The organism is Breznakia pachnodae (genome assembly GCF_030814225.1).
Classification (GTDB): domain Bacteria; phylum Bacillota_I; class Bacilli_A; order Erysipelotrichales; family Erysipelotrichaceae; genus Breznakia; species Breznakia pachnodae.
In genome coordinates, this window is sequence record NZ_JAUSUR010000001.1 from 1,218,993 (window position 1) to 1,234,154 (window position 15,162).

Here is a 15,162-nt window from a genome sequence, read left to right on the forward strand (position 1 = left end):
ATTATCTCCTTTCAAAATTTATTAAATAACTCGATATTCCATCCATTGACCACTTCGATAGCGAACTTGAAATATAATAGAACGTGCTAACCAGTCCATTCCCATTGCCATCCATACACCAATGACACCTAAATCAAGAACAATTCCAAATAGATATGCACTTCCCAAACGAAAAATAAGCATTGATATAATTCCCGCGTACATTGTGACTTTCACATCTCCAGTTGCTCGAAGTGCATTTGATAACAAGAACGACGATGGATGCAGAAGGAAACATAATACATTATGAATGACTACTAATATATAGGTTAACTCACTTACTTGTGGTGATAAATCATAAAGTTGCAGCAACAATGGTAACGCTAAAAATACAATAACATTTAAAATAAAGGTAGCAATGTAGGATATTTTCATCATTTTCTTAATATAGTATTGTGCCTGCTCATATTCATTCGCACCAATACACTGACCTACTACTGTTATAATCGCCAGATTCATAGCATTAATTACAATTGGCACAATTTGATCAATGCTGTTGGCTACTCCATTGGCAGCAATATGCGTTGTACCAAACAAAGCCACAATACTTGTTACCAATACCTTACCTAAATGAAATAAGCCATTTTCTATTCCATTTGGTAGTGCAACCTTGAGTATTCTTTTTACCATTTGTGAATGATAGTTTTTTATATCATTCCATTTTAGTTTAATTGCATCTTGATGAAATGCTAGAGTAAACATCATTATCCCCGCAAACACTCTAGATAGTAAAGTAGGTATTGCAACACCGGCCACTCCTGCATCGAAAACAAATATTCCAATTGCATTTCCAACAATATTAATTAGATTCACCCCAAGCGACACATACATGGTTACCTTGGTCAAACCCAAAGATCGATATAATGCTGCTGATGCATTGTACAATCCTAAAAATGGTAGCGAAAGTAAACAGATGATAAAATAAGTAACCGCTGCTTTCATTACATCGTACTCTACAGAACCAAATAATAATCGAAGTAATGCATTATGAAACACTAAACACAAAATCATTGTAACAGTAGAAAAGATAACTAATATTCCAATTAATTGTCCTGCTGCCAAACTAGCATTATCATCGTCTTTATTTCCAAGATACTGTGATACTACAACTGCTCCACCTGTTGCAATCGCTGCTAATACATACATAATTAAATTGTTAATCATATCTACTAACGATACTCCAGAAATTGCTGCTTCTCCCGCATATGAAATCATAATTGTATCTGCCATACCTACAAGCATCATTAATATCTGCTCAATAATTAATGGTATAATTAATCGTTTTAAATCTTTATTACTAAAAATAATAACTCCCCCTTAGCTTTATTTCATCATAATATTGATTCTATTAACTGTCTAATACCTGTTTTCAATGAACTATCATACTTTCGAGGCATTGTTTTAAAAAATCAGTATTTTACTACTGATATAAATATTTAGCAATATAGTTAAGTAAATAATAATTATTTAAATTCTTATACTTTATCAAAAATTCCCTTCAATTATTTTGTATTCATATTATTCTATTCTTTCAGAATATATGAATCCTTTATGCATATTTTCTTTATTCTCTTTCTAAAAATAACAAACAAAACCAATGAAATAACTGGTAAACATGCCATTATTCGAAACATAGCAGAATATCCAAATAATTCAACCATTTGTCCAGATAATATTGGACTAATTAAATACCCAATATCCGTGCCATAATAACTAGTTGCACTTGCTGAACCACTTCTATTTCTAGGTACACTTTTAATACATAATGCTTGTATCAATGGTTGACAAGATCCATAACCAATTGCTGAAAAAACAGAGGCAATTAAAAACATTATTAGATTAGTAGAAAAACTAATCAGTAATACAGAAAATGAAAAGCATATAATCGCAAATGGTAATACTCTATATTCACCAAATCTCTTTGAACATATACCAAGACTTGGTTTAGAAATAATTAATGCAATTGCATTTACTGTAAAAAACATTCCGATATTCGCAACATTTATTGCATCAGCATAAAGAGTTAAAAATGAACTAATGCTATTATATGTAGCTGCTAAAAAAATCATAATTATTGCTGGCACAAGTGCTTCTTTAGCAACTATTTTGTCTAAAGAAATTTTCATTTTATCTTGTTTATTATGAATAGTAGTATTCGTCTTTAAAGTCAAAGTGAAAATAAACGCAATTATCATAATAACCATTCCAATAAAAAAAGTCTGATTATATCCAATCGTATTAGATAAGTATAGTCCAATTGATGGGCCTACAGCACCAGCAATAGCTTGTACCATTCCATAATAAGTTATTGCCCTTGTCAAATCTTCTTTTCCCACTATATCTGTAATTATTCCTAGACTAGCAATAACTGTAAAGGCCATACCACAACCATGTAACAATCTGAAGATGAAAAGAAATATAATGTTATAGGAAAATGAATATCCCAAGAATGCAATACATAGTATAAAAATGGAGCCTGCTAAAATATACTTTTTATTATAATAATCAACTGCAGGTCCTGAAATTGGTTTCAATAGTAAAGAAGATATTGTAAAGCTACTTGTTATAAATCCTACAATTACTGGAGAAGCACCTAACTGATCTACATAGCGAGGCAGTAGTGTATTTAACATAAATTGCCCTATACTCATTATAAATCCAACAATACATATGTTAATGAATACTCTATTTAATGATTTTGTCACACTTCCTCCTTCTTGATATGAAAATCAATTTAATAGTACTCTTAAATTGATTTTCTATTATCTAGTACTGTTGATTATAGTTTCCAAGTTATTATTTTATTTCACTTGAATCAATACTTGCACCAGATGATGATATTAGCTTTCTATACCAATGGAATGACTTTTTCTTATATCTTTTATAATCTGCATCACTGTAATCAACATACACAAACCCATAACGTTTCTCGCTCTCCCCTGTACTTGCAGATATGCTATCAATAAAGCTCCAAGGTGTATATCCAATAACTTCAACACCATCATTTTCGATTGCTTCATAAATACTCCTTATATGCTCTTGATAATATTTTATTCTATATTCATCATTTACAACTCCATCAACCAATTCATCTTGTGCACCTAATCCATTTTCAACGATAAACAATGGTTTTTGATAGCGATCATAAAGTTCTAAAAGTGCTAATTTCATTCCAATTGGATCGATTGTCCATCCCCATTCACTTTCAAGTAAATATGGATTTTTTGGACCTTTATCAATCATATTCCCACGACCACTATTTTTCATAGATTCATCTGCGGATTGTGTACCAGATGAGTAATAACTAAATGTTACATAATCACAAGTTCCACCCTTCAATATTTCAATATCTTCCTCAGTTAAATCTATATCTATTCCATTCTCCGTATACTCGATTAATTTGTACTTTGGATAATACCCACGAACTTGCACATCACTATAAAAATAACAATGACTCATAAACTTCCAATTCTTGTATACATCTGCTGGATTACACGAATATGGATACGATTGGGTGTATCCTATCATACATCCAAACTTAAAATCAGGATTTATTTCTTTTCCCAAAGAAACTGCAGATGCAGCTGCAACCAGTTCATAATGACTTGCATTAGCTATTGTAGTTGCATCATTTTTAGTAACTCCTGCTGACATAAAAGGAATTATTCTAATATGATTTATTTCATTAAATGTAATCCAATACTTTACTAGTTCTTTATATCTAGTAAAGATTGCTTCACAAAACCTTTTAAAACAATCTATTGTACGTCTATCCTTCCAACTTCCCCATAACTCTGTTAGTTTTAAAGGAACTTCGTAATGGTTTATGGTTACAATAGGCTCAATATTATATTCTTTTAATTTACAAAAAATATCCTCATAAAACTTCAATCCTTCTTCATTGGGTGTTTCATCTATTCCATTAGGAAAAATTCGAGACCAAGAAATTGATAACCGAATAGCTTTTAAACCAAGCTCATGCATTAATTCAATATCCTCCATACAATGATGATAAAAATCAGCAGCTATATGATTTGGATATTCTTCATCCTCAAAACATTCAAAAATAGCACTATCTGGGATATCTTTTGAATGAAATAAAGGCGTTTTCATTTTACTGCCATCTTCAAGTGTATAAGTAATAAATCTTTCTTTATTCTTTCCACCTTTGGTTACTACATCAGTATTTGAAATCCCTTTCCCGCCTTCACCATAACCACCTTCCGTTTGATTTGCAGCCATTGCCGCTCCCCATAAAAAAGTATCTTTAAACTTCATACATTACCTCCTTCTTAAATCTTTATGTCCAATTAATTCAATATTATGTTGTTTTATCCATTCTTTTATTTTGTCTGAGCAAAGTGCTTCTGTATCACACATCCTCACTCCATTAAAACTACTTGTCTTCATAATTTCAGCATCTACAAAACCAGGATGAAAAACTAACATAACATACTCTTTATCTAGTACTTTCTCTAATTCCTTAATAATATAGCTCGCAACATTTATTTCAAATTGTGCAATGGGATTATTATTTTTAAAAATATCCATTGTATAATCACTTGCTGGTGGGCAATATAAACTATATTCATTATTCTTATCTCGTGGATTAAAGTATAAAATACTATGCTTTGTTGCAATATCCTCAAGTACTTTCTCAAAAGTTATTGATGGAATAGCATGTCCTTCCAAGTAGTCTGGTTTTTTTCCTCTAATTTTAATAAATCGATTAAGCTGCGCTTCTACTTCTATACTTATTTCGTCATAATATGGAAGTACATCGCTTTGTTTCTTTTGCAAATCTCTATAGTATTTACTTGTGTTGAAATTACCATTTTCATCAACCAAATGTGGAATTTTTTTAGGATCTGAGATTGGTTTTCCAATTGTTATATTTGTATGTTGACCAATATTTATATGACCATACTTTTCAATAATTTTTATTCCTCGTTCTGCTGCTTTCATATTGGGCATACATCCAGTTGAAGTAAGAATACCGTCTCTTGCAACTTTTTCAATACCTGCATTTACTCCGTCGCTCCACCCTAAATCATCACCTCTTATTATTAATTTCATTTTTACACCTCATTATTATTAAAGGAATGGTAAGACATAGTTTATCGTTATATAAATATGCCTTACCATTTCCAAATATATATACTTCGAATCTATCAATTAGTCTTTTTGTGGATCTTTCCCCAACAAGAAGTATGCTAATACAAAAGATAAACCAAAAGCAATCAGTTGACCAATACACCAAAGGATTGTATTGCTAAATCCTGCTTCTGACATTGTTAGAGTTATTTGAAGAATTCCATTAACCCCTCTACCATAGGTTATAACATTAGTTGCCATTAAAAATATACCTGCAACTCCACCTCCAATGATTGCTGATAGAAAAGCTTTTTTGAATGGCATAGCCACTGTATAAATAGCTGGTTCAGTTACTCCCATTAATGCAGTAACACCTGCGGATAACGAAGCACTTTTTAAGTTCTTATTTCTTGTTCTCAAGAATATAGCAAGTGACACTCCAACTAATGCAAACATTGAAGCCGACACAGGTGCTGCAGTTACATCAAAACCTTGTTCTAAGAATAACTGCATTGTTACTGGTCCAATACCATAATGAAGTCCTGCTAATACGATAATCTGCCATACACCTCCAAATATAATTCCTGCAAATACTGGAACAGATTCTAAAACCCAAAGGATTAAACTAGCTAACCAAGTAGAAATTTCAGTAATAACTGGTCCTACTACCATTAGAGTTAATGGTGCTGTAATAATAATTGTGATAAACGGTACTACGATTAATTTTAATAAATCCGGAGTAATCTTTGTCATAAATTTTTCAATTTTTGATGCTATCCAACTAGCAAATATAATTGGTAAAACTGATGCTGTATAACTACGCAGTAGTACAGGGATTCCTAAAAAGGTAAGTTCTGTTCCTTCTGAAAAGGCAGTAATTAGAGAAGGATATATTAACGCACCTCCAATAATTGCGGTAATCATTGGATTACAATTAAATATTTTTGCCGCATTAAATCCAATAATTACTGGGAAGAAATAAAACAATGAATCTGAAATGGCTTGTAAGACTATATATGTACCACTTGTATTATCTACCCATCCCAATACTACACAAAATGATAAAACTCCTTTTATTAATCCTGTTGCAATTAATACACCAACAACTGGAGCCATACTACCAACAATAACTTGAATAATTCTATTCAATCCTTTGGCCTTTGGTTTATTCTCATCTAGATTTTCATCTATCGTACCAGATTGTTTAAAACCACCTACTTGACAAAAAGCTTCATAAACATCTCCAACATTTGATCCAATAATTATTTGCAATTGTCCATTGGCCCATTGACTTCCCATTGTTCCATCCAAAGAATCTAGTTTCTCTTTATCTACTTTATTTTGATCTTTAATTTCTAATCGTAATCTAGTAATGCAATGCATTACAGAAGAAATGTTATCTTTCCCACCAACAAAATCGATTATTTTGCTAGCTAGTTCATTATAATTTTTAGCCATATTTTTTTTCTCCTTATCGCTTATGGTTTTATATGAAATAGTAACCTTGCCTCTAGACATTTCTACGTGACTTATGGTTTCTATTCCTTTGATTTCAGATAAATCTACTAAACCCATATCCTTTATAAAGAAATATTGAAAATTCCCCTTTCTAATCATTTTCGTAATATTTGATTCTCCCCCTAAGTACTCCATTATTTTTTTATCCATAGTAGATCCTCCTTTTTTATAAATCTAGTGAATATATAATAGTAATTACAAATTAAAATCCAGAGCATCTAAAAAAGAAAACTTTTTTAAACACTCTGGATATCGTATCTATTTAGATTAACGCTCCTTATTGTTTAATTCGATTAATGTGTAACATTAAATATAGAATTTCATCATCATTGCACTTCCAACCCCATGTACCTTCAAGATAACTTGCAACCTCATTTGCACAGCGCTGTATTTCTGGATATTCTTTAGCAAGTGTTGCCAACATCATTCTATTTTTTACTTCTGCATGTTTATCAGTAGATAAACGCTGAATTAAATATCTTAGATGTGCTATAAATCTTGAGTATTCATATGTCTGATTATCAATTTGAATATTTAAACATTTTTTTACAATACCTTCTATTTCATCTAATATCTTTGTTGTTTTCATTACTGCATTGATATCATCAACATTTGACTCTGCATTAATCAAATGTAACGCAATATTGATTGCTTCATTTTCTGGTAGCGTAATATTTGCTCTTTCTTTCAAAATAATCAAAGCCTTATCACCAATCTTTACCTCGTTGGGATAGAAGTGGCGAATATCATAAGCAATTGCATTTGTCAGATTCATTCCTTTTCTCAGTCTTTCAACTGCAAAGTTTAAATGATCTGCTAATGTAAATGGCAAACTTGGATTTAAATTGGATCCCAGTTCCATCTCTGCCATTTCTACTATTTCCGCACTTGCAATAATAATTGGTTGAGGTAATGTTCCAATAACACCAAAATATCGAGAATTAACATCATAAAATGTTCGTTCTATTTTACTTAAATCTGTTAGTTCATATGGAACCGGTGGAAATCCTATACCTTTACCTATTACTACTATTTCTTCACCATTAGAATCCAAGGCAATTGCAGCTGATGTATTAATTTTTCTAATAATTTTCACTGAAGTTACCTCCTTTACAAAAAAATCCTCAAATGCATACTAATACCATTAAGATATATAAGTAGCGCTTCCGAGGAATATCACCTAGTTGATATGTTATGTCAAGTAATCGCCCTATTAAGGTAACGAACTTTACATACAAATAATATCACTACATTTTATTTTTTGCAACCCCTTTCAGTTTATTCACAATTGGGTTATGAACATAATAATTTGAAATAATAAGTTTGTTTAACGATGGATATTAAAATTATTATTAACTATATTTAAAATATTAATTTGAAACGGAGATATTGGTAATCCATTCTTCCCGTAAATACCTACCTTGCAGTAATTAATGAATCCATAACTAATTATTCCATCTAAATTATGATTGAATATAATTTTATTCTCCGTTATCTCTCCGACAATAGTTATTTGCTTACCTTTACTCTCAACGGTAAACTCTTGTTTTTTTTCACTGATTAGTTCCTTGTCAAATTCTATTACAGTATTAGAAGCAATTTCTACTTTTTTTATATATGGCGAATGACCATCAAAATCTTCATCATAGAAAACTTCTTTTATTCGCATATAAATACGCTTAGCTAATGGTTTTTTATTAGCAGGGTGAATATTAAATTCTTCACCGCAGTTCATTGCCACAACTAGGAAACAATTATCTTTGTCTTCACACACTAGTCTTTGTGCTTCTCTTACAATTGGCCAGTCATCTGTTTTATCATCACGGTATTCAGGTAATTGAACAATGATAAATGGAATGTCACTCTTCATATCTTTACGCCAATTATTTATTAGTAAGTTTAATAACTGATAATATAAATGGGCTCTTTTAGTATCTTCTTCACCTTGGTACCAAATCACTGCTTTCGCTGAAAACATAGATACTTTTTCAAACATAGTATGATATAGTCCTGCAGGTCGACAAAAATCTTTCTTCCCCTTTGGACCGGGCCAAGGAGTATGTCCAACATCCTTCTTCAATTGATTTGTAGTTCTTTTTGGATATTTACTTTTATAAAGTTCAACCTTCTGTATATATTCTTGAAGTTGCTTTCTATACTTTGCAATTTCAAGTTCTTCCTGTTCATCAGTTTGATCAGCAATTGAATCATAATAATCATCATAGTATGTTTCTTTAATTTCTTCATGTTGTTTCAGATAATCTTCACTCATCCAGCAAGAAGCAGAAGTTCCACCTTTATTTACTGAAATTAGACCAATTGGTATGTTTGTATCACGTTGAAGAAAATCAGCAACATAATATCCGATTGCTGAAAACTTTAAAACTGTTTCTTCATTACACTCTTGCCATCCTTCACTATGTAAATCAGGAATCTTCACAGTATCATCTTCATACTCTATTCTGGGAACTTCATAATATCTTATATATTTATTTTGACTATTCTTTTTATCTTTATTTACTGTTTCACAATCTTCAAATCTAAACTCCATGTTCGATTGTCCAGCTAGAAAATAAACATCCCCAATCAATATGTTGTTTAGCTCAATCAATTCTGATTGTGTAGAAACAACCAATCGTTCATCTTCACTTATTTTCAAATCTGAAAGTTCCACAATCCAACGATTATTTTTTACGATTGCTGAGGCCTTTTTATCTTGTATACAAACTGTTACTAGTTCATCATTATTGCCTTCACCAAAAATGTTTATTCGTGTTCCATGTTGTAAAACCATTCCAGAAGTAAAAATGTCATCTAATCTTAGTTTCATATTTTTCATCCTTATATTTTTTATACACAACTACTAAAGAAATATTTCAATTATATTTCTTTAGTAGTCGGTTTATTACTTTATTTATATTATCCCAAATCTTCTCCATTTGATGCAATTACATTTTGAAACCATGAGAAACTTTTTTTCTTATAACGATTTAAGTCTTTTAAATCTGTTTCACCACGATTTACATAAATAAATCCATAACGTTTTCTCATTTCAGCCTGTGAACTCAATATATCAATTGGTCCCCAAGTTAAGAATCCAAAACAATCAACACCATCTATTTCAACTGCCTTTTTCGTTTCATTAATATGATTGCGTAGATATTCAATTCGATAATCGTCTTCTACTGTATTTTCATCATTTAGGGTTTCTTCCACTCCTAACCCACATTCTAAGATGATAATAGGTTTCTTATAACGACGATAAATATCATTTAATGATGTTCTTAAACCAACTTCATCAATTGTCCAAGACCATTCACTTTGTTCTAAATATGGATTCTTTTCCATTTTATTACTCATCATTGTTATCATAATATTTTCCATTTCAGTAGGATTATTATCATCTGCACTTTGATCACTTACTAATCGAGATGAGTAATAACTGAATCCAATATAATCTGATGTGTTATTCTTCAATAACTCTAACTCATCATCGCTCATATCAGGCATAATATCATAACGTTTCCAAGAAGCTAATGTTTCTGAAGAATACTCACCTAATACCATTGGATCAAGTGTTAAAAAGTTAAATGCTTCCTGAATTCTTTTCGCTTTATTAATCGTTACTGGATTACAGTCTACCGGATAGAATGGAGCATAGCTAATCATTCCTCCAACTTGTGCGTCTGGATTTACTTCCTTAACATATTTTCTTAAGAATGCTCCTGCTACTTGAGCATTGTGAATTGATTGAGTTGATCTTCTATCTCTTCCTTTTACATCGTTTTGTGCTAAATCGCTTGAAGGAAACAAAGCTGATGAGAACATCATGGCATTTTGCTCATTGATTGGAAACCAATACTTTACTTTTTTTCCAAGTCGATCTACTACTGCGATTGTAAGTCGTTTAAAAGATTCAATGAACTCTTTTGACCACCATCCTCCATGGTCTTGAACTAATTTATTTGGTACATCGAAGTGATGCATGCAGACAATTGGTTCAATTCCATTTGCTATTAACTCATCAACTACATCTTCGTAAAAGTCCAATCCTTTTTCATTCACTTCTTCATCACCAAACGGTAAAACTCTTGCCCATGAGATAGAGAAACGATAACTTGTCATCCCCATTTCAGAAAACAGTTTGATATCTTCTTTGTATCTGTGATAAAAATCAATTGCTGTTTTCCAGTCAGAATGACCGTCTTTGATTACTCTTGCATCATAATTCGATTCACCTTTACCATCTTCATTCCATGCTCCTTCTGTTTGCATGCTGGATACGGATCCACCCCATAAAAAGTCTTTTCTTAACATTACTCAGTTACCTCCTCTTTTTTATATCCAAATTTAAATCCTAAACCAAATGTTACAATACCAGAAATGATAATTGCGATAATCATATTTATTAGATTCATTGAATCTGGTCCAACAAATCCTGGTAATCCTAAGAATCCTACAGTACCTGCAATGGCATAACAATATACATTGGTAATACCTGCATATAAACCACCAACGAAACAACCAATCATTGAAGCATAAATTAATCGTTTATTCTTTAAAGTAAATCCAAATAATGCTGGTTCTGAAATTCCAGCAACAAATGATGTAAATGTACAAGTTAATGCTTCAGAACGTTCTTCTGTATCTTTTGTTTTTACGGATGATAATAATGCTACTACACCTTGGTTAATTGTATATAACATACTTGCAATAACAAGTAATGGGTCATATCCAACTGTAGTTAGCATTGTAAATAATACTGGAAGCGTTGCTGTGTGCATTCCTGTAAGACATAGAGGAAGATACAAAACACAAACAATTCCAACAGCAAAGAAGCCAGTTGTATCATATAACCACATAATGAAATCAGTTATATATGTTCCTAAAATAGATCCTAGTGGTGCTAATAAACATAATGTTAATGGAAGCATAATCAATAATGTTAACAATGGAACAACCATTGATTTCACAATTTTAGGTGTATACTTTGTTATAAATCTTTCAACATATGACAGTATAAATGTTGCTAAAATCATTGGGAATATTGTACTTCCATAAGTAGTTGCATATACTGGAATACTATAGATTGAAAGTGGTGTTCCACTTGTTATCATCTCAATGAATTGTGGATGAATCAGGGTTGCTCCAATTAGCATCCCATATGCCATGTTAGCTCCAAACTTTCTTGCTCCTGTTGCTCCAATAAAGACTGGAAGGAAATGGAATGCTGCATCTCCTGCAAATGATAAAACTATATAAGTTGGATTTTCTGGTGTCATTAAGTTTAATTGAAGCAAAATTAATAACACTGCTTTAATCATCCCTCCACCAATCAATAATGGTAATAGTGGGGTTACACAACCTGAGATACTATCAAAAATAGTATTTAAATTAAATCCCTTTTTCTTATCTTCTAAATTTTCATTGATTGAACTTTTCATCTCAAAGTCATGTTTTTCACATATTATTTTATAAACATCACCAACATTCTGACCAATGATAACTTGTAATTGATCTCCTGACCAATTGATACCAACTGCACCAGGTAATTTTTCTATCTCATTATCTTTTACTTTACTTTTATCTTTTACTGTAAAACGTAATCTTGTTATACAGTGCGCAAGATACGAAACGTTTCCCTTTCCCCCTACTAAATCTATAATTTGATCTGATAATTCTTCGTATTTTTTCTTTGCCATAATTTTTCTCCTTTAAATAAAAACCCCAACTCAAAACGAATATAAAATAATATACTTTATACTATTCGTCTTGTGTTGGGGTGACGCTCTTTCGATTACAATCCTCGCGAACACATAAGCGATTTACATGTAGAATCAGATATAACATTTCTTCTTGGTTAAGTTCTATCCCTAATTCTTCATATAGATAATTTTTAATTTTTAATACTGCTTCATAAGTATCGTGATACTCATTACTAATTGACTCAAACATCTTTTTATTATCAGTGGCTATTAATGTTCCCTTCTCACTTCTCTTTAATAAATAGTGCAGATGTGAAACAAAGCGTGAATAATTGAATGTACTCTTGTCAATGTAAATTCTGAAATACTGGGCGATGATATCCGTAATATCATCAATAACTCGATCAATATATGTATGTTGATTTAAATTCGATGAAACTGTTCCAGCATTTATAAAATGTAATGCAATGTTACTAGCTTCACTTTTAGGTAAATGAACATCCAACTCCTTTTGAATTATTTTCAATGCCTCTATTCCAACATTGTATTCTAATTCGTAAAGGTACTGTACATCGTACTGCAGCGGTGTAGGAACCGTAATATTCTTCTTACATCGATCAATTGCAAAATTAATATGATCAGCTAAGGTAAACACCAGATTAGAACTTACCGGCTCTGCAGAATGTGTTTTATAAATTTCAACAATATCTGCAGTAACATCAAGTATTTTCTCAGGTATTGTATTCATTGCCTCATAATACATAGGATCTACATTATAATACGTTCGATCCACAATATCTAAATCACTAATTTCATAAGGGATTTTAGGAAATCCAATTCCTTTGCCAAAAGCAATTAATTCGCAACCGTTATCATCTATACACACTGCTGCATTATTATTGATGTGTTTTATAACTCGCATGAACTTCACCTCTCATCGATTTTAATACATGTAGGAAATCAAAACAGATATATTTGTTTTATTAATCCTAATTCATATAGATAATCATTACATATAACTCTTTTTCATATGGCATTCAAATAAAAAAACTCTTCGCTAGCTACTACCATATGACACATCATTAACTTGCATATATGCTTATTAAAAATCTGTATCTCTAGTCAAGCCTCTAAAGAGTAACCCCTGTAATACAATTTCATAATATATCATCATGTAAGCGGTGTCAATAGCAAATTGAAATCTCTTCACATTTCACAACAAATTATATATGGGTTAAAAAAAGTATGATGATATAACTATTCAACGATTTCTATCATCATACTTTAAGCAGTTTAGTATTTTATTTTTTCTTATTTATGGCTGTTTCGCCAGTCTTTAATTTGCAGTAATCTTTGTGCAACCTTTACTTCACTTCCCTGATTTGTTGGATGGTAATACTCTTTACCTTGAAGTGATTTTGGTAAACACTGCATCATGGTAATCTTCTCTTGTGTATCATGAGCATACTGATATCCTTTTCCATAATCGAGTTCTTTCATTAGTTTTGTTGGTGCATTGCGAAGTTGTAAAGGCACTGGTTCCGCTAACGTACTATTTGCATCTACTTTCGCTTGATTATAAGCCATATATAAAGCGTTTGATTTTGGTGCTAATGCCAGATAAGTAACAGCATGTGTTAAGTGAACATTGCACTCAGGCATTCCCAAGTAATGACATGCCTGATAAGCAGCAACACAAATTTCCAGTGCTCTACTATCCGCCATCCCAATATCCTCACTGGCAAAGCGAACAATTCTACGTGCCACATATAGTGGATCTTCTCCTGCTTCTAACATTCTTGCTAACCAATAGATAGAAGCATCAACATCACTATTACGCATTGACTTATGTAAAGCAGAGATAATATTGTAATGCTCCTCACCTTTCTTATCATATAACAAAGATTTTTTACTTGTACATTGTTCTACAATTTCCTTTGTGACAATACTTTTGCCATCTTCCTGTTTACTATTCAATACCACCATCTCTAAAGTATTCAAAGCAACGCGAGCATCACCATTACTAAAACCTGCTAATACTTCAAGAAGCTCTGGGTCAATTTGTACCTGAAAAGACTTAAGTCCTTTTTCACTATTTAATGCAATCTGCAGCAAAGCAACAATATCTTCTTGGTTTAAAGAATGAAGGACGAATACTTTACAACGTGATAAGACGGCAGTGTTCAGTTCAAAGGAAGGATTCTCAGTAGTTGCCCCAATAAGGATAATACTCCCCTTTTCCACAAATGGTAAAAAAGCATCTTGTTGTGCTTTATTAAAACGATGAATCTCATCGATAAAAACAATTGTCTTTTTTCCAACCTGACGATCCAACTCTGCACGATTCATCACTTCTTTGATTTCTTTTATCCCACTTGTAACAGCACTAAAATCAATATAATGTGCATTTGTTGTTTTCGCAATAATATTCGCCAGGGTTGTTTTCCCAACACCAGGAGGTCCCCAAAAAATCATCGAAGAAAGACGATCTTGGTCAATTAATTGTCGTAATAATTTATCTTTTCCTAAAAGATGTTCTTGTCCAACATATTCATCCAAAGTCTCTGGACGTAAGCGTGTAGCTAATGGTATATGATCTTGACGATCATCAAATAATGTATGTTGTTTCACTAACATCACCACCTTTTCTTTAGTATAACAGGTTTGTCAATTCTATTCTTGTAACTTTCATAGTGAATGCTCATTTCAAAAATGTGAGTATTTATAAAATCAATATTGTTTACTTAATTGTATCTTTAAAATTCAAATTATTCTATAACAATTTTCGTATAATAGAAACAAAAAA

Annotated in this window: 11 protein-coding genes; all 11 read right to left on the reverse strand. The window is 31.6% G+C overall.

The window, feature by feature from the left end; translation table 11 throughout:
• Positions 1-21 precede the first annotated feature (21 nt).
• The 11 genes from J2S15_RS05740 to J2S15_RS05790 all read right to left on the reverse strand — a co-directional run bounded on the left by J2S15_RS05740 (position 22) and on the right by J2S15_RS05790 (position 14,993).
• A complete protein-coding gene (locus tag J2S15_RS05740; RefSeq protein ID WP_307406406.1) occupies positions 22-1,347 on the reverse strand; it encodes an MATE family efflux transporter in 1,326 nt (441 codons plus the stop codon).
• Positions 1,348-1,562: 215 nt separating this feature from the next.
• On the reverse strand, positions 1,563-2,744 hold the full coding sequence (locus J2S15_RS05745) for an MFS transporter (RefSeq protein ID WP_307406308.1): 1,182 nt from the start codon (positions 2,742-2,744) through the stop codon (positions 1,563-1,565).
• Between the two features lie 91 nt (positions 2,745-2,835).
• Positions 2,836-4,317, reverse strand: coding sequence for a glycoside hydrolase family 1 protein (locus tag J2S15_RS05750; RefSeq protein WP_307406310.1), 1,482 nt, complete (start codon positions 4,315-4,317; stop codon positions 2,836-2,838).
• Positions 4,318-4,320: 3 nt separating this feature from the next.
• Positions 4,321-5,115: a ChbG/HpnK family deacetylase gene (locus J2S15_RS05755; protein ID WP_307406312.1), complete on the reverse strand. Its 795-nt coding sequence runs from the start codon at positions 5,113-5,115 to the stop codon at positions 4,321-4,323.
• Between the two features lie 99 nt (positions 5,116-5,214).
• On the reverse strand, positions 5,215-6,801 hold the full coding sequence (locus J2S15_RS05760; protein ID WP_307406314.1) for a PTS transporter subunit EIIC: 1,587 nt from the start codon (positions 6,799-6,801) through the stop codon (positions 5,215-5,217).
• A gap of 127 nt (positions 6,802-6,928) precedes the next feature.
• Positions 6,929-7,747, reverse strand: a complete 819-nt coding sequence (locus J2S15_RS05765) for a PRD domain-containing protein (protein WP_307406316.1) — start codon at positions 7,745-7,747, stop codon at positions 6,929-6,931.
• Positions 7,748-7,978: 231 nt separating this feature from the next.
• Entirely contained in the window at positions 7,979-9,481 is a 1,503-nt protein-coding gene (locus J2S15_RS05770) for a sialate O-acetylesterase (RefSeq protein ID WP_307406318.1), read from the reverse strand.
• Between the two features lie 89 nt (positions 9,482-9,570).
• Positions 9,571-10,968, reverse strand: a complete 1,398-nt coding sequence (locus J2S15_RS05775) for a glycoside hydrolase family 1 protein (RefSeq protein WP_307406320.1) — start codon at positions 10,966-10,968, stop codon at positions 9,571-9,573.
• A complete protein-coding gene (locus tag J2S15_RS05780; RefSeq protein WP_307406321.1) occupies positions 10,968-12,353 on the reverse strand; it encodes a PTS transporter subunit EIIC in 1,386 nt (461 codons plus the stop codon). Before J2S15_RS05780 ends, J2S15_RS05775 begins: the two co-directional genes overlap by 1 nt.
• Before the next feature lie 61 nt (positions 12,354-12,414).
• Positions 12,415-13,278, reverse strand: coding sequence for a PRD domain-containing protein (locus J2S15_RS05785; RefSeq protein WP_307406322.1), 864 nt, complete (start codon positions 13,276-13,278; stop codon positions 12,415-12,417).
• Positions 13,279-13,667: 389 nt separating this feature from the next.
• Positions 13,668-14,993, reverse strand: coding sequence for a replication-associated recombination protein A (locus J2S15_RS05790; protein ID WP_442319962.1), 1,326 nt, complete (start codon positions 14,991-14,993; stop codon positions 13,668-13,670).
• Positions 14,994-15,162: the final 169 nt, after the last annotated feature.

Excerpts from the sequence above, each read along its gene's own strand:
- J2S15_RS05790 (WP_442319962.1), bottom strand. The coding sequence starts at position 14,993 with ATGTTAGTGAAACAACATACATTATTTGATGATCGTCAAGATCATATA.
- J2S15_RS05780 (WP_307406321.1), bottom strand. The coding sequence starts at position 12,353 with ATGGCAAAGAAAAAATACGAAGAATTATCAGATCAAATTATAGATTTA.
- J2S15_RS05760 (WP_307406314.1), bottom strand. The coding sequence starts at position 6,801 with ATGGATAAAAAAATAATGGAGTACTTAGGGGGAGAATCAAATATTACG.
- J2S15_RS05750 (WP_307406310.1), bottom strand. The coding sequence starts at position 4,317 with ATGAAGTTTAAAGATACTTTTTTATGGGGAGCGGCAATGGCTGCAAAT.
- J2S15_RS05770 (WP_307406318.1), bottom strand. The coding sequence starts at position 9,481 with ATGAAACTAAGATTAGATGACATTTTTACTTCTGGAATGGTTTTACAA.
- J2S15_RS05785 (WP_307406322.1), bottom strand. The coding sequence starts at position 13,278 with ATGCGAGTTATAAAACACATCAATAATAATGCAGCAGTGTGTATAGAT.
- J2S15_RS05775 (WP_307406320.1), bottom strand. The coding sequence starts at position 10,968 with ATGTTAAGAAAAGACTTTTTATGGGGTGGATCCGTATCCAGCATGCAA.
- J2S15_RS05755 (WP_307406312.1), bottom strand. The coding sequence starts at position 5,115 with ATGAAATTAATAATAAGAGGTGATGATTTAGGGTGGAGCGACGGAGTA.